We start from the raw sequence: 23659 nt of genomic DNA on the forward strand, positions 1-23659 counted from the left end.
TCCGGAATGTGAAACCTTTGTTGACCCCACCAAATGAAATAGGTGTCGAACGCACGAAACTTGACGTCAAATTCATTTGTATACTAATAATTTCGACAGGCAAGAGCAGCCATTGGTGCCGCGATTTGGATTTGCATCCGAACCGGAAACCGGCTTAGAGACTTCCGACCGAACGAGGACAGTATTCATGGACAGCGCTGCGCTCCGCGAGAACGACGCCGAAAAGACCCCTGAATTCCCGATTCCCGCCGGCTGCTTTGCCGAGCGCGTGACATCGGTGAAACACTACACGGACAATCTCTTTGCCTTCCGCATCACGCGGCCGCAAAGCTTCCGCTTCCGCTCAGGCGAGTTCGTGATGATCGGCCTGCCCAATGCGGAAAAACCGGTGTTTCGCGCCTATTCCATCGCCAGCCCCGCCTGGGACGAGGAAGTGGAGTTCTTCTCCATCAAGGTGCCGGACGGCCCGCTGACCCAGCATCTGCAGAAGATCCAGCCCGGCGACACGGTGCTCATGCGCCAGAAATCCACCGGCACGCTGGTCAACGATGCGCTGACGCCGGCGAAAAACCTCTACATGATCTCCACCGGCACGGGTATTGCGCCCTTCGCGAGCCTGATCCGCGATCCGGAGACCTATGAGAAGTTCGACAACATCATTCTCACCCACACCTGCCGCGACGTCGCCGAGCTCGATTACGGCAAGGAACTGGTGACCGCTCTCAGGGACGATCCGCTGATCGGCGAACTGGTCGACGGGCGCCTGACCCATTTCACCTCCACCACGCGCGAAACCTCGCCCGTGATGGGCCGCATCACGACGCTGATAGAGAATGGCGAACTCTTCCAGAAGCTCGGCACCGAGCCATTCGACCGCGAGAATGACCGCGTCATGATCTGCGGCTCCATGGCCATGCTCAAGGATGTGAAGGCGCTGGTGGAGAAGGCGGGCCTCAAGGAAGGCTCCAACGCTGAGCCGGCCGATTTCGTCGTCGAGCGCGCTTTCGTCGGCTGAGGTTGTGTTCAGGGCAGGGCGTCTCGGCCCCGTTGCCATGCGGTCCGGTTGGCGCTTCGCCCGGTCGGGATGAAGCTCTTCACATGATCGCACCACATCTTTGCCCCTTCGCCTCCTGAACCTGCCGAACGGATAGGGCTGCCACCCCAGCCCGCTCCTTCGTCATCCTCGGACCTGATCTAAGGATCCATGCCGGAACACCGGGGATAAACCGCCGCCCCTAAAGGCGACACGCAATCTTTCTCACCCGCACGACGTCACCACCGCAAAGGCATGGATCCTATGGTCAAGCCATAGGATGACGAGGGCGTTGAAGCGCGTTCCCTACTCCCTATTCACTCCTTCCTCCCTCTTCAGCAGAACGCACGCCAGCACCAAACGTCCCCTTCTCCCCGCATGCGGGGAGAAGGTGAGGATGAGGGGCAAGCGCCGTCACCTGCAAAGATACCGACAGAGGTGGAAAAGACCGCAAGGCCCCGCCCGCCCCTCATCCCCCTGCCGGGACCTTCTCCCCGCCGGCGGGGAGAAGGAGGTCGTCATCCCGGGCTTGACCCGGGACCCATTGGGAAAATGCTCAAGAGCGAGGTCCGGCTTTCATCCAGCCCCTCTCAATCCCTCTTGACGCCATTCCGCAACCATGCAAAAAATACTTTAATACATCGATAAATCCGGATATTTCGATAATGCAGAAAACCGAAGCCATAGATGCACTCGCCGCGCTCGGTCAGGAGACCCGGCTCGATGTGTTCCGCCTGCTCGTCAAGGCAGGGCCGGAGGGGCTGCCGGCGGGCGAGGTCGCGCTGCGGCTGGGTGTCGTGCAAAACACCGCCTCCGCGCATCTCAAGGTTTTGGCACAGTCGGGCATGATCCGCGCCGAGCGGGAAGGGCGCATCATTCGCTACTCAGCCGACATGACCGGCTTCCGCGATCTCCTCGCCTTCCTGATGGAAGATTGCTGCAACGGAAACCCGGATCTCTGCCGCCCCGCCATCGAGGCTGCGACGTGTCATTGCTAGGAGACGAATGCCATGAGTGACAAGACCTTTAACGTGCTCTTTCTTTGCACCGGGAATTCGGCCCGCTCCATCCTTGCAGAGGCTTCCCTGAACCGGGTTGGCGCGGGCCGTTTCAACGCTTACTCAGCAGGCTCCCAGCCCAAGGGTTCGGTCCATCCATTCGCGCTGGAATTGCTCGAGCGCATGAACCACGACATCGCCTTTGCCCGCTCGAAGGACTGGGCCGAATTCGCAACACCGGATGCACCGAAGCTCGATTTCGTCTTCACGCTTTGCGACAGCGCTGCGCAGGAAGCCTGCCCGGTCTGGCCCGGCCAGCCGATGACGGCCCATTGGGGCCTGCCCGACCCGGCAGCGGTGACCGGAACAGAAGCCGAGAAGCACCTCGCTTTCGCCGATACCTATCGCATGCTCAACAACCGCATTTCCATTTTCACGGCGCTGCCGCTCGCCTCGCTCGACCGGCTTTCCCTGCAGCGCCGTCTCGATGACATTGGCCGCACGCCGGCCCCTTCCGAACAGGGACATGTTGCATGACTGACCACATATTGAACCGCGATGAGGCCCCTGCGGGCGGCATCGGCTTCTTCGAAAAATACCTCTCCATCTGGGTGGCGCTGTGCATCATCGCCGGCATCGCTCTTGGCAATCTGATGCCCGGCCTGTTCGGCTTCCTCGCCTCGCTCGAATACGCCTCGGTCAATCTGGTCGTCGCCGTGCTCATCTGGGCCATGGTTTTCCCGATGATGGTCAATGTCGACTTCGCAAGCCTCAGCCATATCGGCGACCGGCCCAAGGGGCTCGTCCTGACGCTCGCCGTCAACTGGCTCATCAAGCCCTTCACCATGGCAGCCCTTGGCGTCCTGTTCTTCGAGTATGTTTTCGCGCCGTGGATCGAGCCCGCCGATGCCCAGCAATACATTGCCGGCCTCATCCTTCTGGGCGCTGCCCCCTGCACGGCGATGGTTTTCGTGTGGAGCCAGCTCACCCGGGGCGATGCCACCTACACGCTCGTTCAGGTCTCGCTCAACGATGTGGTGATGATCTTCGCTTTCGCGCCCATCGTCGCCCTGCTGCTCGGCGTGACAGACATCGCCGTGCCGTGGGAGACGCTGCTTCTGGCCACCGGCCTCTATGTGGTCATCCCGCTCGTCGCCGGGTTCCTGACCCGCAAATGGCTGACTGGCCGCGCCTCGGGTGCGCAGGCGCAGAAGGCGGTTTCGGATTTCACTGCATCGCTCAAACCCGTCTCCGTTATCGGGCTTCTGGTCACGGTGGTGCTTCTCTTCGGTTTCCAGGGGCATGTCATCGTCGAACGGCCGATCCTGATCGTGCTGATCGCGGTGCCGCTCCTGATCCAGTCCTATGGCATCTTCTTCCTGACCTATTTCGCGGCCCGCATCTGGAAAGTGCCGTTCAATGTCGCCGCGCCCTGCGCCCTTATCGGTACGTCGAACTTCTTCGAGCTTGCGGTTGCCGTCGCCATCAGCCTGTTCGGCTTGAATTCCGGTGCCGCCCTTGCCACGGTGGTCGGCGTTCTGGTCGAGGTGCCGGTGATGCTGTCGCTGGTGGCCTTTGCCAACCGCACCCGAGACTGGTTTCCCACGAGCTGAGCGAGACAATCATGACCGTCACCATCTATCACAACCCCAAATGCGGCACCTCGCGCAACGTGCTGGCCATGCTTCGCGAAGCCGGCGAGGAGCCGCAGGTGATCGAGTATCTCAAGACCCCGCCCGGCCGCGAAAAACTGGTGTCTCTGATTGCCGCCATGGGCGTGTCGCCCCGCGCGATCCTGCGCCAGAAGGGCACGCCCTATGACGAGCTGGGTCTTGGCGAAGACAAATGGAGCGATGACGAGCTGATCGACTTCATGGTCGAGCACCCAATCCTGATGAACCGCCCCATCGTGGAAACCCCGCTCGGCACGAAACTCTGCCGCCCGTCCGAGACCGTGCTGGAGCTCCTGCCGGAGGGCGCGGTGAAAGCGTTCACCAAGGAAGACGGCGAGGTGGTTCGGTAGCACAGGCTGCGACGTGATCGCGCGTTGACTTCAGCTCCGGGCCGGTTGAGAGTTCCGGCCCGTGAGCACGGATCGCAAGACACCGCCGCCGGCCATCCCCGCGCGGATATGGAAGATCGCCGCCGTCACCGGCGCGGGCGCGTTCATGGCGATGCTCGATTCCACGGTCGTCAATCTCGCCCTCGAAACGATACGGGAAGATCTCGCCACCACGCTGCCTTTGATCCAGTGGATTGCCACCGGGTATCTGGTCGCGCTGGCAATCTCCCTTCCTGCCGCCGCCTGGCTCGGAAACCGTTTCGGTTATGGCCGCGTGTGGGCGTTCAGCCTTGCGGGGTTCACGGGCGCATCGGTGCTCTGCGCCATCGCGCCCGGGCCGTGGTCACTGATCGCCGCCCGTTTTCTTCAGGGGCTCGCCGGTGGTCTCATGGTGCCGGCGGGACAGGCGATCATCGGTGCGACCGCAGGCCCCAGGCAGCTTGGCCGTATCATGGGCGCGCTTGGACTTGTCGTTGCGCTGGGACCGGCCATCGGCCCGGCGATTGGCGGGCTCCTGCTCGATCATGCATCATGGCGCTGGCTGTTCTGGATCAACGTTCCGGTCGGCGTTGCAGCACTTCTTCTCGCAAAGGGGCTTGTGCCAGCAGGCGACCGGGACGAGACGCGGCATCTCGATATTGCGGGCCTGCTTCTGCTCGGCGCCGGGCTGCCGCTCTTCCTCTATGGCGCCACCGAATTCGGTGCAGAAGGCCTCACACGCACCAATCTTGTCTGTGTCGTCGCCGGCCTCGTCCTCGTCGGCGGCTTCGTTGCAAACGCCACACGTGCGCGGCCACCCCTTATCGACCTCGCGCTTCTGCGGAGGCCGGTCTTTGCCACGGCGACGCTCACAACCGGCCTGACCGGTGCCAACATGTATGGCGGGCTCCTGCTCCTGCCGCTTTACCTTCAGGTGATCGCGGCCCGCGACACGGTGGAGACCGGATTTCTGCTTTTGGCCATGGGGCTCGGCAGCGCTCTGGCCCTGCCGGTCGGCGGCGCGCTGACAGACCGTTTCGGCGCGGGGCGGGTAACGCTTGCCGGCGCACTTGCGCTCCTCTTGAGCACCTTGCCCTTCCTTCTGCCCACGCCGCTTCCGGCGCTTTGGCTGGCACCGCTTCTCGTCGTCAGGGGCATCGGCATGGCGCTTGGCCAGATGCCGGCCATGACGGCTGCCTACGCCGCCGCGCATAAAGAGGAAATGGGCGATGCGGCAACGCTGGTGAACATCGTTCAGCGTGTCGGCGGCGCAATCGGTGCTGTCCTGATCGTCGTCCTTCTCGCCCATGCGGATGGTGCCGGGGGGTATTTCAATGCGTTCGTGACGCTCTCAATCGTCTCGGCGCTCACCATGCTTCTCGCCCTGGCCATGATGCGCCTGACGGCACGAGACGAGCGCGAGGCCGCTGCCGGCTGAGCGTTCGAAGCAAAGGGAATTTGACACTCCCCGCTGTACATTTGCCTCCGACACGCGTAGTAGGGCGCAAAAGCGTTGGTGAAATCGCCGCGCTGCGCGCCCTCCAGACCATCTGCCACAGACGATCTCACAAAGCGCGCTCATTTCCGAAAGAAGATGAATGACCGAGTTCGAAGGCATTGTGCCAGCGCTTGGCCGGGCGTTGGACAAGCGCGGCTATACCGAATTGACCCAGGTTCAGAAGGCTGTTCTGGAACTGGAACCGGAAGGCGCCGACGCGCTCGTTTCTGCCCAGACAGGCTCTGGCAAGACCGTTGCCTTCGGCATCGCGCTGGCACCGAGCCTGCTTGATGGCGCGGATAGGTTTGATCGTGCAGCCGCCCCGCTCGGCCTCGCCGTCGCGCCCACGCGTGAACTGGCGCTGCAGGTCAAGCGCGAGCTGGAATGGCTTTACGCCGAAACCGGTGCCGTGATCGCCTCCTGCGTCGGCGGCATGGACATCCGCACCGAGCGTCGCGCGCTGGAACGCGGTGCCCATATCGTCGTCGGCACGCCTGGCCGCCTGTGCGACCACATCCGCCGCAACGCGCTCGACATGTCGGATCTGCGCGCGGTGGTTCTGGACGAGGCCGACGAGATGCTCGATCTCGGCTTCCGCGAGGATCTGGAGTTCATTCTGGATGCCGCTCCCGCCGAGCGTCGCACCCTCATGTTTTCGGCGACCGTCTCGCGCACCATCGCCAATCTGGCGAAGAACTATCAGCGCGATGCGGTGCGCATCACCACGGCTGCCGAGCAGAAGCAGCATGGCGATATCGAGTATCGCGGCTTCCTCGCCATCCCGCAGGAGCGCGAAAACGCCATCATCAACGTGCTGCGCTACCATGAGGCGCGCAATGCGCTGGTGTTCTGCAACACGCGCGCCACCGTCAACCATCTGACAGCGCGGTTCAACAATCGCGGCTTCTCGGTCGTGGCCCTCTCGGGCGAGCTCAGTCAGAGCGAACGCACCCATGCGCTGCAGGCCATGCGCGACGGGCGTGCGCGCGTCTGCGTGGCGACCGATGTTGCGGCCCGCGGCATCGACCTGCCCAATCTTGAGCTCGTGGTGCATGCGGACCTGCCCACCAATTCCGAAACGCTTCTGCACCGCTCGGGCCGCACAGGGCGGGCAGGGCGCAAGGGTGTCAGCGCGCTGATCGTCGCGCCCAATGGCCGCCGCCGGGCCGAGCGCCTTCTGCGCGATGCCAAGGTGCGGCTTGAGTGGACCAGCCCGCCTTCCGCCGACGCGGTTCTTCAGCGTGATGACGAACGCCTGATGGCCGACCCGCATCTGGAAGATGCCATTCAGGACAACGAGGCAGACCTCGTCAAAGCGCTCCTTGAGAAGCATGGTGCCGAACAGATCGCGGCGGCCTTTGTCAGGCTTCACCGCGCAAAGCTCTCCGCGCCGGAGGATGTCACGGAAGTGACCATCCAGGATGGTGGCGGCATGCGCGAGGAACGCGCGCCGCGCCGTGAAGAGTTCGACGAGAGCGTCTGGTTCTCCCTGTCGGTTGGCCGCAAGCAGAATGCCGAGCCGCGCTGGCTCATCCCGCTTCTGTGTCGTGCCGGCGAAATCACCAAGCGCGAGATCGGCGCGATCAAGATGCAGCAGGACGAGACCTTCGTTCAGCTCGATGCCGCCTGTGTTGGCCGTTTCCTTGCGGCCATCGGCCCGCAGGCCGTTCTGGAGCGCAGCATCCGGGTGGTCCAGCTGGAGGGCACGCCCGAATTCGCGTCGCGCAACAGCGGGCCAAAACCCTTCGCCGGCAAGCGCAGGCCGGCCGGCAAGCCGCACCGCAAGGGCGGCGACTGGCGCGACGATGCCAAGCCCTGGGCGAAGAAAGATGGCAAACCCGGCAAGCCGAAATTCGCCAAGCCCGCTGGCGGCAAGAAGAAGGCGCGCAAAAAGCCGGACTGACGCAAGCGTCTTCAGGAGACGAACAATGTTGCGCCGCAGCATCATCCGGGTTAAACACCGCGCATCCGCTTAGGACCCGGTGAAACTCCGGGTGGCTCTGCCGGCCGCTGATCCGCCGGCGCAACCTCGATCGTTTCTGTCTTTCCCGGCCGCAGAAGCCTGTCGGCGGTTGGGAGGTCATGTCTCCTGAAGGTTCCATGTTCTCGCTTTCCCATTACCGTGACGAATGGTTCGGCAATATCCGCGCCGATCTCCTTTCCGGCCTCGTGGTCGCGCTTGCGCTCATCCCCGAAGCCATCGCCTTTTCCATCATTGCCGGTGTCGACCCCAAGGTCGGGCTCTACGCCTCCTTCTCCATCGCGGTCATTACGGCGATAGCCGGTGGCCGGCCGGGCATGATTTCGGCGGCGACTGCCGCCACCGCCGTGCTCATGGTCACACTGGTCAAGGAGCACGGGCTGCAATATCTGCTCGCCGCCACGGTGCTGGCCGGCCTGTTGCAGATTGGGGCGGGGCTCCTGAAGCTCGGCCACCTGATGCGCTTCGTCTCGCGCTCGGTCATGACCGGCTTCGTCAACGCTCTGGCGATCCTGATTTTCATGGCGCAGCTGCCCGAGCTGATCGGCGTGCCCAACCTCACCTATGTGATGGTCGCCGCCGGCCTTGCCATCATTTATCTGTTCCCGCGCCTCACCAAGGCCATCCCGTCGCCGCTCATCTGCATCATCGTGCTCACCACGGTGTCGATCGCCTTTGGCCTCGATGTGCGCACGGTGGGCGACATGGGCGAACTGCCCTCCACCTTCCCGGTCTTTCTCCTTCCCGACATTCCGCTCAATCTGGAAACGCTGCAGATCATCCTGCCCTATTCGGCGGCGGTGGCGGCGGTCGGCCTTCTGGAATCGCTCATGACCGCCTCGCTGGTCGATGAGCTGACCGACACGCAGAGCGACAAGAACCAGGAATGCATCGGCCAGGGCCTTGCCAACACAGCCACCGGCTTTATCGGCGGGATGGCGGGCTGCGCCATGATCGGCCAGTCGATGATCAATGTGAAATCCGGCGGGCGCGGGCGTCTCTCCTGCTTTGTCGCCGGTGTCTTTCTCCTGTTCATGATCGTGCTTCTGGGCGATTGGGTGCGTCAGATCCCGATGCCCGCACTTGTGGCCATCATGATCATGGTCTCGATCGGCACCTTCTCATGGTCGTCGATCAAGAATCTGCGCGAGCATCCGCTCTCCTCCTCCGTGGTCATGCTCGCCACGGTCGTCTGTGTGGTGGCCACGCACAATCTCGCCATCGGCGTTCTGGTCGGCGTGCTTCTTTCCGGCATCTTTTTCGCCGGCAAGATCGCGCAGATCTTCCGCGTCACCTCCACCCTGTCGGAAGATGGGCGCGAGCGCACCTACCGCGTCGAGGGTCAGCTCTTTTTCGCTTCGGTCGAAGATTTCAACGCAGCCTTCGACTTCAAGGAAGGGCTGGACAAGGTGGTCATTGACGTGTCCCGTGCTCACATCTGGGACATTTCCAGTGTTGGCGCGCTGGACATGATCGTGCTCAAATTCCGCCGCGACGGTGCCGAGGTGGAAATCATTGGCATGAACGAGGCCAGCGAAACCATCGTCGACAAGCTTGGCATTCACGACAAGCCGGGCGCACTTGAAAAGCTGATGGGCCACTAAGGGGGGCGAAATGTCAAAGATCACCGCATTCATCGACGGCTCCATCTATGCGCAAAGCGTGTGCGAACACGCGGCATGGATTGCCGGAAGGCTCGAAGCCTCCGTGGAGCTTCTTCATGTGCTTGGTCGCCGTGAGACGGGCAGCGCACCGTCCGATCTCTCCGGCAACATCGCCCTTGGGGCGCGGTCATCGCTTCTGAAGGAGCTGTCCGAGCTTGACGAACAGCGCGCGCGCCTTGCCATGAAGCGTGGCCGTGCCATCCTCGAAGATGGCGAAGCTGCCGTTCGCGCCGCCGGCATCGAAAAGGTCTCTGGCCGCATTCGCCATGGCGATGTGGTCGAGACGGTGGCCGAAGTGGAGGAAGATTCCGACCTTCTGGTGATCGGCAAGCGCGGCGAGGCGGCGGATTTTGCAAAACTGCATCTCGGCTCCAATCTGGAGCGCGTGGTGCGGTCGAGCCATCGCCCGGTCTTCGTCGCCAACCGCGCCTTCAAGCCGATCAACAAGGTGCTCGTCGCCTATGATGGTGGTGCAAGCAGCATGAAGGCGGTGGACGCCATGGCGCGCTCGCCGCTCTTCGCCGGCCTCTCCGTCAAGCTTCTCACGGTGGGAAGCGACACCAGCGAGGCGCGCAACCGGCTTGCCGATGCAGAAGCCGTGTTGCGCGGCGGTGGCATCGAAGCGACAAGCGAAGTGCTGCCCGGTCAGCCCGAGACGGTCATCTCCGAGCGCGTCGAGAGCCAGAATTTCGGTCTTCTCGTCATGGGCGCCTATGGCCACTCGCGCATTCGCAGCCTGATCATCGGCTCGACGACGGAGGCTATGCTGCGCTCCTGCAAGATTCCGGTCATGCTCTTCCGCTAATCCTGCAGGCGGGCATGGCGGCTCTTTTCAGCGCCGCGCCCGCCATGCCATGAATGGCAGACCCGGATTGCAAGGAAAGAGCGAACCATGGCCGAAACCTTCGTCATCGCCCAGGGCGGCGGTCCCACCGCCGTCATCAACCAGACCGTTGCCGGTGCGACGCTGGAAGCCATGAAGCTCTATCCCGGCTGCCGGGTGCTCGGTGCGCTTCATGGCGTGCGGGGCATTCGCGATGGCCGCTTCGTCACCCTGTCCGATCTCTCCGAGACCGAGTTGCTGCGCATCGCCGCCACGCCAAGTGCGGCGCTCGGCTCCACCCGCGACAAGCCCGACGCGGCCTATTGCGAAGAGATCATGAAAGGTCTGAAGGACGTCGGCGCGGATGCCTTCATCAACATTGGCGGCAACGACACTTCCGGCACGCAGGCAATTCTGCGCGATGCTTCCGGTGGTGGCATGACCTTCATGCACGCGCCAAAGACCATCGACAACGATCTGATGGAAAACGACCACACACCGGGCTTCATCTCGGCGGGCGAAATGGTGGCCGGCGCCTTCCTGAGCATCGATCTCGATTTCCGCGCTCTGCCGGGTGTCTATGTGGGCATCGTGATGGGCCGTCATGCGGGCTTTCTCACGGCAGCGGCTGCCGCCTGGGCGCTGGATGAAGAAAGCGGCCCGCACCTCGTCTATGTGCCCGAGCGCGCCTTCGAGCGTGGTCGCTTCATCGAGGATGTGAAGGCGACGGTCGCCCGCCATGGGCGCTGTGTCGTGGCCATGTCGGAGGGAGTCTCCGATGCCGATGGGCGCTCGCTCATCGAAACGCTGGTGCCAGCCGAGATGCAGGAGCGTGATGCCCACGGCAATCTCAAACTCTCCGGCAGCGATCTCGGTCAGGCCATCGAGCGCATTCTGGCCGAAGATCTTGCCGGCCAGCGCGCCCGCGTCGACACGTTCGGCTATTTGCCGCGCGGCAACATCGCCACCATCAGCGAGACCGATGCGCGTGAGGCTTTCGAGGCCGGCGCCTTCGCTGTCCGCTCGGTGGAAAAGGGCGACGGATCCGTCGCGCTTCAGTTCGATGGCGAGAAGACGGTGTGCCGTCTGGTCGATCTCGACGCCGTTGCCGGCAAGACGCGCCACATGCCCGAGACCTATCTCAGGCCGGATGAAAATCGTCTGTCAGACGAGGCCCTAGCCTATCTGCACCGCCTCCTGCCGCGCCGATACGATCCCGCGACGCCGTTCGTGTAAGCCTCGCTTTCGTGGATCGTGTCGCGCTTGCGGTGGTGGGACGTCGAAGGTCTATCGCTTGCGCACGAATTCCGTGCGCAGCACAAGACCCTTGATGCCTTCGTGACGGCAGTCGATCTCATCCTTGTTGTCCGTCAGGCGGATCGTTTTGATCACCGTTCCGCGTTTCAGCGTCTGGCCGGCGCCCTTCACTTTCAGGTCCTTGATCAGGGTCACGGAATCGCCGTCCGCCAGCGGATTGCCTTCAGCGTCGACGACCGCGCCGCGCTGCGCCTCAAGCGCTTTCATTTCCGAGGCCGGCATCCATTCGCCGGTTACCTCGTCATACACATAATCGTCATCGCTGTCGGACATATCGCGCCTTTCTGAAGCGGGGTGCCGGGCCTGGGTGCCCAAGCATGTCTCAGACCGGACCCTTACTCCACGCTTGCGATCTTGGCCACTCCCATGCCTGGCTGGCGGCAAAGAACACTCCGGCGGCGCGGCGGATCAGTTCTTTTGTTCCAGATCCTCGATCAAGACCTTCATTTCGTCGATCTCACGCAATTGCGCTTCGATGATGCCATCGGCCAGTTCGCGCACACGCGGGTCGGAGATGTTCGCGCGTCTGCTGGTCAGGATCGCAATGGAATGGTGAGGGATCATGGCCTTCATGTAGTCCACGTCATCCACGGTTGCCTGGCTGCGAACCAGCCAGAGCGAGCCTGCAAAGATGATGGCCGCGCCTGCAACGATGCCAAGATTGACAGCGGAGTTCTGGTACATGCTCCACATGAAGCCCAGCATGATCACCGCCATGGTCGCTCCCATCAACAGCGCCATCCATGCCCGCGTTTCGCTCCAGAATATATGATCGAGCGCATAGGTGTTGAGATACATCAGACCAAACATGATGACCGTCGACGTTCCGATCATCGCAGCAAAGCGACCATAGGACATGAAACCAGCCTCCGATTGTTAAACCCAATGACGTGTCAACTCATGTCACGGGGTGAGGTTCCGGCTTCGGTCTGGAACACCACGTCCTTTCGATCCGCTGCGGGTCGGCAAGGCCGGGCCTTAACTCATCTTTGAGTGGTCTATCTGCGGACGAAGGTGCCGTCGTCCAGTTGATCGAAATACTCCACGTGCACCTCTTTGGCCTGTTCGCCTTCCATTGAGAACCGAACCGAAGAGATGGAGCCTTCCATGGCGTTCTCGTTCAGCGGGCGAAACACGAACTCATCGCCCGTCCAGTGTTGCAGAGGAAACGTGCTGGGCGTTCCTTCAACTTTCATAAGCAGGCCGCCATCCGCCTTCTCGACAATGAGATTGCCGTAATAATCATTGGCGAACGTGCCGGTATAGTCTTCGAGCTCACGAGCGGGTTTTGCGTCTGCCGGCGCTTTCTGCCCGGCATGTTTGCCGAACGGCTCCAGCATGGGCCCAAAGAGAACCGGATACATGGCCAGCCAGTCGCGCTGGACCGCGCCAAACTGCACGAGGTCCATGAAGCTCATGGAGATGCCTTCGACCAGACCGATCGGCTGTGCGTTGGACAAGACGACAATACCGATATCAGCGGAAGGGATCATGATGAAGTTGGTTGCCGCACCCAGTGCAAAAGCGCCCGAATGACTGAGCATCACCCGGCCTGCCGGCGAGACGCCCACACCGAACCCATAGCCATAGAAGCCTGCGCGGGCAGCGGGCGTGGCGGGGCGGCCCGACACGGTCTGCGGGCTCAGTGCCGGCAGGAGTGCCGCTGCATCGACGATCTGTTCGCCCTCATACGCGCCATTGCCGAGCACCATCCGCATCCACTTGGCCATGTCGTTCACGCTGGCGCTGACACCGCCGGCCGGTGATTGCGGATCGGGGTCACGCTGGAAAAGCACCTCCCAGCCATCGCCCCCGCGCATATGATTGTAGGCACGGTTCTCGCGCGCCAGGAAATCGCCCAGCCTCGAGGAGGTGCGCTCCATTCCCAGCGGTTTGTAGATTGCTTCTTCGCTCAGTGTCGCCCAGTCCTTGCCGGCAACACCGGCCACGGCTTCGGCGGCAGCCGTGAGACCAAAATTCGTGTAAGCATATTGCAGTCGAAAAGGGCCGGTTTTTAGGTGCCGGAGCTGTTCGAGAATGACCTTTTGCGGGTAACCAAGATCTTCAAGGTCATCACCGGCATGGTCTGGCAGGCCCGAGCGGTGCGCATAGAGATCGCCGACGGTCAGAAGTGCCGTGCTCTCGGGATTGGAAAGCTTGAACCAGGGCAGGATTTCGGACATGCGCGTGTCCCAGTCCACGAGGCCTTCGCCCACCTGTTTCGCAACCACGGTTGCGCCTACCGGTTTGGAAAGTGATGCGAGCTGGAAGACCGTGTCTGTGTCAACCACGCCTTCCTCGCCTGCCTTGCGCACGCCATAGCCCTTGGCAAAAAGAACCTCGTCCCTGCGCACCACGGCGACGGCAAGACCTGGAACACCGGTTTCCCGCATGGCGCTTTCAATAATGCCATCCAGCGCTTCGACAGCCTTCTCGATCTGCCCCTCGGGAATGGATATGCCTGCCGTTTGTGCTGGTGGAGGCAGGTTGTTGGCCCGGGCGGCTGGCGGCGCTGCGAAAAGGGCCAGCGCGGTTGCGGCTGCGAGAATACGGGGTGCCATCGCGAAGTCTCCAGTGTGAACCGATTGCCCTGACCGTTCTGGGGGCAAGTCTTTAATGAAAGGCGAACATCGCTTCAGCAAAAGAGATGTCGCTCCTTGTCAACGAGTTCGCCAATAAAGGCTGAAGTGACCTGGATGCGTCGCGTTGGTCGCATGGATTCATGGTAGACCGTCCAGTAGCTGCGCCGTATGGGGGCCGCCCAGTCGAGTGCGATCAGATCTCTATGCGCGCGTGCGATGAATGTGTGCAAAATGCCAAGGCCGGCACCGGAGCGCACCGCCTCGACCTGGCCCATGGCCGATGAGACGGCGAAGTCGGCTGACCAGTTTTCAGAGATTTCTGCGGCATAGTCGAGCGTGGGGCTGAAGACGAGATCGGGCACATAGCCGACAAGCCGGTGGTGGCGAAGATCGTTTGCGCTCCTGGGCAAATCGTGAGCCTCCGCATAGGCCTTCGAGGCGTAGAGCCCCAGCGTGTAGTCCACCAGCTTGGCAGCCACCAGCCGCCCCTCCGTCGGGCGGTCCACCGTCACGGCAATGTCAGCCTCGCGGCGCGACAGCGAAAGCGAGCGCGGAACGGGAACGAGCTGGACCGAGAGGCCCGGATGGCGCTCCGTCAGCGCTCCCAGGCGCGAGGCGAGAAACGCCACGCCAAAACCATCCGGAGCGCCGATCCGTACAGTGCCGGTCACATCCTCGCTTTCACCTGCGATCTCGGCCCGTGCAGCGATCATGTCGGCCTCCATGCGTTCCGCCGTCGCAAGCAGTTGTTCGCCCGCGGTCGTTAGCTCGGTACCGGTCGTCAGCCTGTGAAAAAGCTTCGCGCCAATGGCCTCCTCCAGCGCAGCGACCCGGCGCGAGACCGTCGCATGATTGAGTCCCAGTCGCTTCGCTGCTCCAAGAATCTGGCCTGCCCGCGCCACAGCGAGAAACACGCGTACATCGTCCCAGTTCATTCACTGCTCCCGCGTTCGATATTTTTCGCACGCGACATAATATTTCGGCTTTAATTTTCGCACAACGGTTGCTGTTCGCGTCGCGTTGCAAATCCCCGCACGAGTGGTGACAATAACGCCGACTTCATAATCAGGGAGAAGCCTCATGGAGGATTTCGGTCATTTCATTGGCGGCAAGCATGTCGCCGGTACCAGCGGGCGCAGCCAGGATGTCATGCAGCCCATGGATGGAACAGTGCGCTGCAAGGTTGCGCTTGCCAGCGCTGCCGAAGTGCGCGCCGCTGTCGAGAATGCCAAGGCAGCACAGCCCGGCTGGGCAAAGACCAATCCCCAGCGCCGCGTGCGCGTGCTCATGAAGTTTCTTGAGCTTGTCCATCGCGACTATGACGAGCTCGCCGAGCTTCTGGCGCGTGAACACGGCAAGACCATTCCCGACGCCAGGGGCGACATTCAACGCGGGCTCGAAGTGGTCGAGGTCTGCATCGGTGCGCCGCACATGATGAAGGGTGAGTACACCGAGGGTGCGGGGCCGGGCATCGATGTCTACTCCATGCGCCAGCCGCTCGGCGTTGTTGCCGGGATCACGCCGTTCAACTTCCCGGCCATGATCCCGCTCTGGAAGATTGCGCCGGCGATCGCCTGTGGCAACACTTACGTGTTGAAGCCTTCCGAGCGCGATCCGGGTGTGCCGATGCGCATTGCCGAATTGTTCCTTGAGGCGGGTCTGCCCGAGGGCGTGCTCAACGTCGTCAATGGCGACAAGGAAGCGGTGGATGCGCTTCTCGACGATCCGGATATCAAGGCCGTCGGTTTCGTCGGCTCCACGCCGATTGCGCAGTACATCTACAGCCGCGCCACTGCCAATGGAAAGCGCGCCCAGTGCTTCGGTGGCGCGAAAAACCATCTCATCATCATGCCCGATGCTGATATGGATCAGACGGTCGATGCGCTTATCGGAGCGGGTTATGGTTCGGCCGGCGAGCGCTGCATGGCGGTGTCCGTCGCGGTACCTGTCGGCAAGGAAACAGCCGACAGGCTGGTCGAGAAGCTCATTCCGCGCGTCGAGAGCCTTAAGGTCGGCCCGTCAACAGACGCCTCGGCCGATTTCGGCCCGCTTGTTACCCAGCAGGCGCTGGAGCGGGTGAAGGGCTATGTCGACCTCGGCGTCAAGGAGGGCGCAAAGCTCCTTGTCGATGGCCGCGATTTCAAGATGCAGGGTTATGAGAACGGCTACTATATGGGCGGCTGTCTCTTCGACAATGTCACCAAGGACATGCGCATCTACAAGGAAGAGATTTTCGGTCCCGTCCTCTCGGTCGTGCGCGCCAACACCTATGAAGAGGCGCTGGCGCTTCCCAATGATCACGAATACGGCAATGGCGTTGCCATATTCACGCGGGATGGCGATGCGGCGCGTGACTTCGCGGCCCGTGTCGATGTCGGCATGGTGGGCGTGAATGTCCCCATTCCGGTGCCAATCGCGTATTATACTTTCGGAGGGTGGAAGGCATCTTCCTTCGGCGATCTGAACCAGCATGGGCCGGATGCATTCCGCTTCTACACCAAAACGAAAACAGTCACCTCGCGCTGGCCATCAGGTGTGAAGGATGGCGCTGAATTCGTCATTCCGACAATGAATTAAACGGGTTTTCACACCCACTTTCACGTTTGGCGAGAAGCCCGCACCGGTGGCAGGTGCGGGTTTTTTGCTTGCTGATACGTATAGAACTGTTTTGTTCTTTTTTGTCTCAAACTTGCAATATTGATGCGTGAAAGCGGCATATTTCGAGAGGATCCGCGAGAAGCACTCACTTTTTTCCCTTCAATGCAATGACATTGCATTGGTCCGGTGCTAGCTTCCCGCGTCAACAAGAGCCGGAAAAACCGGCCTTCGGTTTGGAGCCGGTCGTGGGAAATTTGCCGTTGCAATCGGGCGTCATTCCTCTACGACTATCAAGGGGAAAGAATAAGAAATGCGCCTGAAGGGCGACATTTCAGGGGAGTTGCATATCACATGGAATATTTCGTCCAGCAGCTTATCAACGGGCTGACGCTGGGTTCCATCTATGGGCTGATCGCCATTGGCTACACCATGGTCTATGGCATTATCGGAATGATCAACTTCGCGCATGGCGATGTCTTCATGATCGGCGCGTTCATCGCTCTGGCGATGTTCCTCATCCTGACGACCGTGCTCGGCTTTGCATTTCTGCCCGTGGTGTTGCTCATCGTGCTCATCGTGGCCATGTTCTTCACATCCGCCTGGGGGTGGACCGTTGAGCGGCTCGCATACAGGCCCCTTCGCGGATCCTTCCGTCTGGCTCCGTTGATCACCGCAATTGGCATGTCGATCGTTCTGCAGAACTTCGTGCAGATCACGCAGGGCGCGCGCGTCAAGCCGCTTCCGCCGCAAATCCAGGGGGGCATCACCCTGATGGATGGTGGCGCAACCGGCATCGTCGTGCAGCTTTCCTACATGCAGATCATCATCATCCTGACGACCGTTGCGCTGATGGCGGGCTTTACGCTCCTCATCACCCGCACGCCTCTCGGTCGTGCGCAGCGCGCCTGTGAGCAGGACCGCAAGATGGCGGCACTCCTCGGCATCAATGTCGACCGCACGATATCCCTGACCTTCGTCATGGGTGCGGCGCTCGCCGCCGTGGCCGGCCTGATGTTTGTGCTGCTTTATGGCGTGATCGATTTCTACATCGGCTTTCTTGCTGGCGTTAAGGCGTTCACCGCGGCCGTTCTCGGCGGCATCGGCTCGCTTCCCGGCGCCATGCTGGGCGGTCTCCTGATCGGCCTTATCGAAGTGTTCTGGTCGGGCTATTTCTCGGTCGAATACAAGGATGTTGCGGCATTCTCGATCCTGGCCATCGTGCTGATCTTCCTGCCTTCCGGTCTTCTCGGTCAGCCTGAAGTGGAGAAGGTCTGATGGCGATGAACGCTTCGAACAAGGGGGGCGCTGCTCAGCAGAGCGACCCCAACTCCTTCGCCGCTTCGGTTAAGGACGCCGCCATTGCCGGCCTCCTGGTTGCTGTACTCGGCTTCTTCTTCATCGGCATTCGCACAGACATCGCGCCCGGCGGTCTTGATCTCAAGATGCGCTGGGGCGCATGGATCATCTCGATCCTTGTCGTCTTTGCGGGCAGGCTCCTGCTCAATCTCTTCGTCCTGAAAACCGACAGCCCGCTCACGCAGAAGATCGCCGGCGCGATGCCGAGCGGCTCGCGCTTTGCCGGAACGGGCAAGTGGCTGATGCGGGCCCTCTTCGCATTTGCGCTCGTGCTGCCCTTCTTCTTCACCACCTTCTTCCCGGGCAAGGATCGTCAGTTCATCGATCTGGCCATTCTGATCATGACCTACATCATGCTCGGCTGGGGGCTGAACATTGTGGTGGGGCTCGCAGGCCTGCTCGATCTGGGTTACGTGGCCTTCTACGCGGTCGGCGCATACTCCTTCGCGCTGCTGGCACAGTATCTCGACATCGGTTTCTGGTTCGCCCTGCCGCTCGCGGGCATTCTCGCGGCCTGTTGGGGCATTGTGCTCGGCTTCCCGGTTCTGCGCCTGCGCGGCGACTATCTGGCCATCGTCACACTGGCTTTCGGTGAGATCATCCGTGTCGTGCTGCTGAACTGGTATGAATTCACCAATGGTCCAGATGGCATTTCGGGCATTCCGAAGCCGACATTCTTTGGCCTGGAACTCAAGCGGGGCGAGGGCGGCTTCGCCGATTTCTTCGGCATCGCCTACGATCCGATCCAGCGCTTCATCTTCCTCTACTACATCATCTTCATTCTGGCGCTGATCACCAATTTCGTGACCATGCGCCTGCGCCGTCTGCCCATCGGGCGTGCCTGGGAGGCGCTGCGTGAGGATGAGATCGCCTGCCGTTCGCTCGGCATCAACACGCGCAACACGAAGCTGACGGCCTTCTCCATCGGTGCGATGTTTGGCGGTTTCGCGGGCTCCTTCTTCGCCACGCGGCAGGGCTTCATCTCGCCGGAGAGCTTCACCTTCCTGGAATCGGCGATCATCCTCGCCATCGTGGTTCTGGGCGGTCTCGGCTCGCAGGTGGGCGTGGTGATCGCGTCCATCGTGATGATCGGCGGCATCGAGATGCTGCGCAATCTCGGCTTCCTTCAGCAGGTCTTCGGCTCCGGCTTCGATCCGGTGCAGTACCGCATGCTGATCTTCGGCCTTGCCATGGTGCTCATCATGGTGTGGAAGCCGCGCGGTCTGATCTCGACCCGGGAACCTTCCGTGGTTCTGAAGGAAAAGAAACGCATCGGCGCCGATATGGTGGCTCAGGGTGAGGGACACTGATGGACGCGGCTACGACTATGAAAAACTCTGATCAGTCGACGCCCAACTGGGACCGGGATCCGGTTCTGAGCGTCGAACATCTGACCATGCGCTTCGGCGGCCTCGTGGCCGTCGGAGACCTCTCCTTCAATGTCGGCCGGGGCGACATCACCGCCCTGATCGGCCCCAATGGTGCGGGCAAGACAACCGTCTTCAACTGCGTCACCGGCTTCTACAAACCGACCGAGGGCCGCATCGTGATGCGTCACGGTCCGGGCCGGCAGCAGGAAGACGTGGAAACGCTGACCGATAGCGGCCAGCGCTGGAAGACCACCGGAAACGGTGCCGTCTACCTGCTTGAGCGCATGCCCGATCACGAGATCTCGCACAAGGCCAAGGTCGCGCGCACCTTCCAGAATATTCGCCTGTTCGGCGGCATGACCGTTCTGGAAAATCTGTTGGTCGCCCAGCACAACCCGTTGATGGTGGCCTCCGGTTTCTCCATCGGCGGCATTCTGGGTCTGCCGAGCTACAAGAAGGCGCAGCAGGAGGCCATCGACAGGGCGGTCTACTGGCTCGAACACACAAACCTCGTGGATCGTGCGGATGATCCGGCGGCCGACCTGCCCTATGGCGCCCAGCGCCGTCTGGAGATCGCCCGCGCCATGTGCACCAAGCCGCAGCTTCTGTGCCTGGACGAGCCGGCGGCGGGCCTCAACCCGCGTGAATCCGCCGAGCTAAACGAGCTGTTGAAATATATCCGCGACGAGCACAAGGTCTCGGTCCTCCTCATCGAACACGACATGGGCGTGGTGATGGAAATCTCCGACCATGTGATCGTGCTCGACTACGGTGTGAAAATCTCCGACGGTCCGGCCGAGTTCGTCAAGAACGATCCGAAGGTCATCGCTGCCTATCTGGGCGTGGATGACGAAGCCGAGATCGACATGCCGGAAGTGCGTAAGGACCTGGCCAAGGTCTCCGGTGATGAGCCGGCGAAAAAGGCCTCAGCGTCCAAACCCGCTTCGGCTGCGAAGAAGGCAGGCACGGCGGCGAAGAAGTCGGGATCAGCGTCGAAAAAGACAGGCGCAACAAAGACGTCTGCCGCAAAGGCAGCCGGCGCCAAGGCTTCTGCGGAAAAGGCCCCGAAACCACGGACGTCAAAATCGTCTGCCTCGAAGCCCGCCGCTTCAAAGCTTGCCGCGACAACGGCGTCTTCGGAAAAAGCTGCCGCTCCGGCTGCGCCGAAAACCGTGGCGGCAAAACCCAAAACCGCTGCGAAACCGAAAACCGCCGCTGCGAGCAAGGCCGCACCCGCCGCCAGCGAGATCAAGATTGCCAATGCCGGCGATTATCCGGGCAGCCAGCCGCACGGCACGAAGAAGCCACGCGCGGGCGGGGCCAACAACCTCACCCGCGTCAAGGGCATCGGGCCGGCCAATGAGAAAAAGCTGAACGCGCTCGGCATCTGGCATTTCGACCAGATCGCCGCCTGGAAGAAGGCCGAGGTGCAATGGGTCGGTTCCTATCTCGCCTTCCCCGGCCGTATCGAACGCGAAGAGTGGGTCAAGCAGGCCAAGGTTCTCGCAAAGGGAGGCGAGACCGAGTTCTCCAAGCGCGTCGACAAGGGGCAGGTGGCAACAAGCGTGCCAGGCAAGCGGGGCGCTCAGACCAAGAAGAAGACCACCGCTAAGGGAGGCAAGGCATGAGCTCTCAGAACGAACCCTTGCTCTCGGTGCGTGGCGTCGAGACCTATTACGGCAACATCGTCGCCCTGCGCGGCGTCGACATGGATGTCCATCGTGGCGAGATCGTCACCATGATCGGCGCCAATGGCGCCGGCAAGTCGACGTTGATGATGACCATCTGCGGCGACCCGCGGGCCCGCAACGGCCAGATCGTCTATGACGGTGTCGACATCACCAACATGCCGACGCATGACATCGTCAGCCTGGGGATCGCGCAATCGCCGGAAGGGCGTCGCATCTTTCCGCGCATGACGGTGATGGAAAACCTGCAGATGGGTGCGGCGCTGGTCGATCCCGAGCATTTCGACGAGGATATTGCCAAGGTCTTCAAGCTGTTTCCCCGTCTCAAGGAGCGCATCAGCCAGCGCGGCGGCACGCTTTCGGGCGGCGAGCAGCAGATGCTGGCCATAGCGCGGGCACTCATGAGCCGGCCGAAGCTTCTGCTTCTCGACGAACCCTCGCTTGGCCTTGCTCCGCTGATCGTGAAGCAGATTTTCGATGCCATTCGCGAGCTGAACGAGAAGGAGGGGCTGACGGTCTTTCTGGTTGAGCAGAACGCCTTCCATGCCTTGAAGCTTGCCCATCGCGGCTATGTCATGGTCAACGGCAATGTGACCATGAGCGGCACCGGCGCGGAACTTCTCAAGAAGGAAGAAGTGCGGGCTGCATATCTCGAAGGCGGGAGGCACTGATGGAACACGCAAACGGACCGATCTGGGAAGTCACCTTCTGGGAGTTCTTCTTTGTCACGGTGCTTCTGGCAGGCAGTGCGGCCTATCTCACCGGGCGCGCCATGGCGCGAACCTGGCAGGGTGATGCGCATCTCGCCTTCTACATCGTGCTTCTGGCGGCGGCCACGCGCTTCATCCATTTCGCGCTTTTCAGCGGCACTCTGCTTTCGCTCCATTACTACATCGTCGATCTGATCGTCCTGCTGATCATTGCCTTCATCGGCAAGCGTATTACGCGCGCCGGGCAAATGGCGACACAGTATAGCTTCCAGTATCGGCGCAGTGGACCGCTCGGTTGGGAGCGTTCAGGCTGAACGGATTCATGATTAACCGGTATGAAGCCTTTATTTCTTTTTTGAATTGAGGTTTCATGCCGATTAAGCGGGCCGGTGCGGCCCGCACAGGCCAAACCGGAAAGCCAAACACCATTTCCGGAAAGCCAAGGGAACTTCTGGTGTTTTTAAAGGGAGAAGTCATGAAAAAGGCACTTATGGCTGGCGCAGCACTCAGCCTGATGATGACCGGTTCCGCCTGGGCGGACATCACGATTGCAGTTGCTGGCCCCATGACGGGTCAATACGCTTCCTTCGGTGAGCAGATGAAGGCGGGCGCAGAACAGGCCATTGCCGACATCAACGAAGCTGGTGGCGTGAATGGCGAAATGCTGAAGCTGGAAGTGGGCGACGATGCCTGCGATCCCAAGCAGGCTGTGGCCGTTGCCAACCAGTTTGCAGGCTCGGGTGTCGTGTTCGTAGCAGGTCATTTCTGCTCGGGTTCGTCCATCCCGGCATCGTCGGTCTATGCCGAGGAAGGCATCATCCAGATTTCACCGGCCTCCACCAACCCGGCTTTCACCGACAACCGGCCTGGCCCCGGCGTCTACCGCGTCTGCGGTCGTGACGACCAGCAGGGCGATGTTGCCGGCAAGTTCCTTGTCGAGAATTTCGGCGACAAGAAGGTTGCTTTCGTCCACGACAAGACCGCCTACGGCAAGGGCCTGGCAGACGCAACGAAGGCTGCCTATGAGGCCGCCGGCGGCAAGCCGGCTCTCTACGAAGCTTACACCGCCGGTGAAAAGGACTACACCGCGCTGGTCTCCAAGCTGAAGCAGGAAGGCGTTGGCGTCCTTTATGTTGGCGGCTACCACACGGAAGCCGGCCTCATGGCGCGCCAGATGCGCGAGCAGGGCATGGACACGGTGCTTGTGTCAGGTGACGCGCTTGTCACCGATGAGTATTGGGCCATCACCGGCGACGCGGGTGAGGGCACGCTGATGACCTTCTCGCCCGATCCGCGCAAGAACGAGATCGCAAAGCCGGTCGTCGACAAGCTGCTTGCTGCCGGCAAGACGGCTGAAGGCTACGCGCTCTACACCTATGCCGCCATCCAGGCATGGAAGGATGCCGTCGAGACAGCCGGTTCCACCGACTACGATCCGGTCGTTGCCGCTCTGAACGACGGCACGTTCTCGACCGTTCTCGGCGACCTGTCCTTCGACGACAAGGGCGACGTAACGCTGCCGGGCTATGTCTTCTACGAGTGGAAAGACGGCAAATACGACTACCTCGAGCAGTAAGCCACTGGCTTGATGTGAGGTCTGGCGGCCCGGCAGCGATGCCGGGCCGCTTTCTTTTGGTGAAGCGGCTGGCGCCCAATTTCATTCAGCTGGCATTCCAGCCCTTTCGTCATCCTCGGACCTGATCCGAGGACCCATGTCAAAGCGCCGGGGATAAACCGCAGCCCTTCAAGGCGACACGCAATTTTTCTCAGCCGCACCCCGTCACCGCCGCAACGGCATGGCTCCCATGGCCTGGCCATAGGATGACGAGAGCGTTGAAGTGCTCATCCCATTCACTATTCACCATTTACCATTCACTCCTTTTCCCCCACCCCCAAAACCTCCACTACACTCCCAGCCATCGCCCCTGTCGGGAACCGGGTCCGGAGCCGGGGATCAGGAGGGGCGACGGCAGCCTCCCCCTCGGGTTCGGTGACCCGAG

Annotated in this window: 21 protein-coding genes and 1 other annotated feature; of the genes, 17 read left to right on the plus strand and 4 right to left on the minus strand. The window is 61.6% G+C overall.

The window, feature by feature from the left end; all coding sequences use genetic code 11:
* Positions 1-187 precede the first annotated feature (187 nt).
* The 10 genes from H7H48_RS14685 (at position 188) to H7H48_RS14730 (ending at position 11274) form a co-directional block, all read left to right on the plus strand.
* On the plus strand, positions 188-1015 hold the full coding sequence (locus tag H7H48_RS14685) for a ferredoxin--NADP reductase (RefSeq protein ID WP_229449790.1): 828 nt from the start codon (positions 188-190) through the stop codon (positions 1013-1015).
* A gap of 683 nt (positions 1016-1698) precedes the next feature.
* Positions 1699-2031: a helix-turn-helix transcriptional regulator gene (locus H7H48_RS14690; protein WP_229449791.1), complete on the plus strand. Its 333-nt coding sequence runs from the start codon at positions 1699-1701 to the stop codon at positions 2029-2031.
* Between the two features lie 12 nt (positions 2032-2043).
* A complete protein-coding gene (locus H7H48_RS14695) occupies positions 2044-2568 on the plus strand; it encodes an arsenate reductase ArsC (protein WP_229449792.1) in 525 nt (174 codons plus the stop codon).
* A complete protein-coding gene (arsB, locus tag H7H48_RS14700) occupies positions 2565-3644 on the plus strand; it encodes an ACR3 family arsenite efflux transporter (protein ID WP_229449793.1) in 1080 nt (359 codons plus the stop codon). The genes H7H48_RS14695 and arsB overlap by 4 nt, the downstream gene beginning before the upstream one ends.
* 11 nt (positions 3645-3655) lie before the next feature.
* Positions 3656-4054: an arsenate reductase (glutaredoxin) gene (arsC, locus tag H7H48_RS14705; protein WP_229449794.1), complete on the plus strand. Its 399-nt coding sequence runs from the start codon at positions 3656-3658 to the stop codon at positions 4052-4054.
* A gap of 61 nt (positions 4055-4115) precedes the next feature.
* A complete protein-coding gene (locus H7H48_RS14710) occupies positions 4116-5510 on the plus strand; it encodes a DHA2 family efflux MFS transporter permease subunit (protein WP_229449795.1) in 1395 nt (464 codons plus the stop codon).
* Between the two features lie 160 nt (positions 5511-5670).
* Complete coding sequence (locus H7H48_RS14715; protein ID WP_229449796.1) at positions 5671-7473, plus strand: DEAD/DEAH box helicase; 1803 nt, start codon at positions 5671-5673, stop codon at positions 7471-7473.
* Positions 7474-7542: 69 nt separating this feature from the next.
* Positions 7543-7598: a sequence feature (sul1 is cis-regulatory element that is thought to sense ions involved in sulfur or methionine metabolism; They are found in Alphaproteobacteria), on the plus strand.
* A gap of 72 nt (positions 7599-7670) precedes the next feature.
* Positions 7671-9155: a SulP family inorganic anion transporter gene (locus tag H7H48_RS14720; RefSeq protein ID WP_229449797.1), complete on the plus strand. Its 1485-nt coding sequence runs from the start codon at positions 7671-7673 to the stop codon at positions 9153-9155.
* A 10-nt stretch (positions 9156-9165) separates the two neighbouring features.
* The gene (locus H7H48_RS14725) at positions 9166-10020 is read left to right on the plus strand and encodes a universal stress protein (protein WP_229449798.1); all 855 of its coding nucleotides are present in this window, start codon (positions 9166-9168) and stop codon (positions 10018-10020) included.
* Positions 10021-10107: 87 nt separating this feature from the next.
* Positions 10108-11274, plus strand: a complete 1167-nt coding sequence (locus H7H48_RS14730) for a diphosphate--fructose-6-phosphate 1-phosphotransferase (protein ID WP_229449799.1) — start codon at positions 10108-10110, stop codon at positions 11272-11274.
* A gap of 51 nt (positions 11275-11325) precedes the next feature.
* Here the strand turns inward: H7H48_RS14730 and H7H48_RS14735 are convergent, their stop codons facing one another.
* The 4 genes from H7H48_RS14735 to H7H48_RS14750 all read right to left on the minus strand — a co-directional run bounded on the left by H7H48_RS14735 (position 11326) and on the right by H7H48_RS14750 (position 14872).
* Positions 11326-11628: an alkylphosphonate utilization protein gene (locus H7H48_RS14735; protein ID WP_223021810.1), complete on the minus strand. Its 303-nt coding sequence runs from the start codon at positions 11626-11628 to the stop codon at positions 11326-11328.
* A gap of 135 nt (positions 11629-11763) precedes the next feature.
* Positions 11764-12213: a DUF305 domain-containing protein gene (locus tag H7H48_RS14740; protein ID WP_229449800.1), complete on the minus strand. Its 450-nt coding sequence runs from the start codon at positions 12211-12213 to the stop codon at positions 11764-11766.
* Positions 12214-12353: 140 nt separating this feature from the next.
* Positions 12354-13916 carry a serine hydrolase gene (locus H7H48_RS14745; RefSeq protein ID WP_229449801.1) on the minus strand — a complete coding sequence of 521 codons (1563 nt, stop codon included), beginning with the start codon at positions 13914-13916 and terminating at the stop codon, positions 12354-12356.
* Positions 13917-13990: 74 nt separating this feature from the next.
* Positions 13991-14872 (minus strand): LysR family transcriptional regulator, encoded by an 882-nt coding sequence (locus tag H7H48_RS14750; RefSeq protein WP_229449802.1) that lies wholly within the window; start codon positions 14870-14872, stop codon positions 13991-13993.
* Between the two features lie 145 nt (positions 14873-15017).
* Between H7H48_RS14750 and H7H48_RS14755 the strand changes: the two genes are divergently transcribed.
* From H7H48_RS14755 to H7H48_RS14785, 7 genes are all read left to right on the plus strand, one after another.
* Positions 15018-16514, plus strand: a complete 1497-nt coding sequence (locus H7H48_RS14755) for a CoA-acylating methylmalonate-semialdehyde dehydrogenase (protein WP_229449803.1) — start codon at positions 15018-15020, stop codon at positions 16512-16514.
* Between the two features lie 372 nt (positions 16515-16886).
* Positions 16887-17810: a branched-chain amino acid ABC transporter permease LivH gene (locus tag H7H48_RS14760; RefSeq protein ID WP_229449804.1), complete on the plus strand. Its 924-nt coding sequence runs from the start codon at positions 16887-16889 to the stop codon at positions 17808-17810.
* Complete coding sequence (livM, locus tag H7H48_RS14765; protein WP_229449805.1) at positions 17810-19201, plus strand: high-affinity branched-chain amino acid ABC transporter permease LivM; 1392 nt, start codon at positions 17810-17812, stop codon at positions 19199-19201. The genes H7H48_RS14760 and livM overlap by 1 nt, the downstream gene beginning before the upstream one ends.
* Positions 19201-20889, plus strand: a complete 1689-nt coding sequence (locus H7H48_RS14770; protein WP_229449806.1) for an ATP-binding cassette domain-containing protein — start codon at positions 19201-19203, stop codon at positions 20887-20889. The genes livM and H7H48_RS14770 overlap by 1 nt, the downstream gene beginning before the upstream one ends.
* Positions 20886-21620, plus strand: a complete 735-nt coding sequence (locus H7H48_RS14775) for an ABC transporter ATP-binding protein (RefSeq protein WP_229449807.1) — start codon at positions 20886-20888, stop codon at positions 21618-21620. The genes H7H48_RS14770 and H7H48_RS14775 overlap by 4 nt, the downstream gene beginning before the upstream one ends.
* Positions 21620-21973, plus strand: a complete 354-nt coding sequence (locus H7H48_RS14780; protein WP_229449808.1) for a DUF6867 family protein — start codon at positions 21620-21622, stop codon at positions 21971-21973. Before H7H48_RS14775 ends, H7H48_RS14780 begins: the two co-directional genes overlap by 1 nt.
* Before the next feature lie 161 nt (positions 21974-22134).
* The gene (locus H7H48_RS14785) at positions 22135-23235 is read left to right on the plus strand and encodes a branched-chain amino acid ABC transporter substrate-binding protein (protein WP_229449809.1); all 1101 of its coding nucleotides are present in this window, start codon (positions 22135-22137) and stop codon (positions 23233-23235) included.
* The last annotated feature ends 424 nt before the right edge of the window (positions 23236-23659 follow it).

The sequence above is a fragment of the Nitratireductor sp. B36 genome (assembly GCF_020833685.1).
In the GTDB taxonomy this organism is placed as follows: Bacteria; Pseudomonadota; Alphaproteobacteria; order Rhizobiales; family Rhizobiaceae; genus Nitratireductor.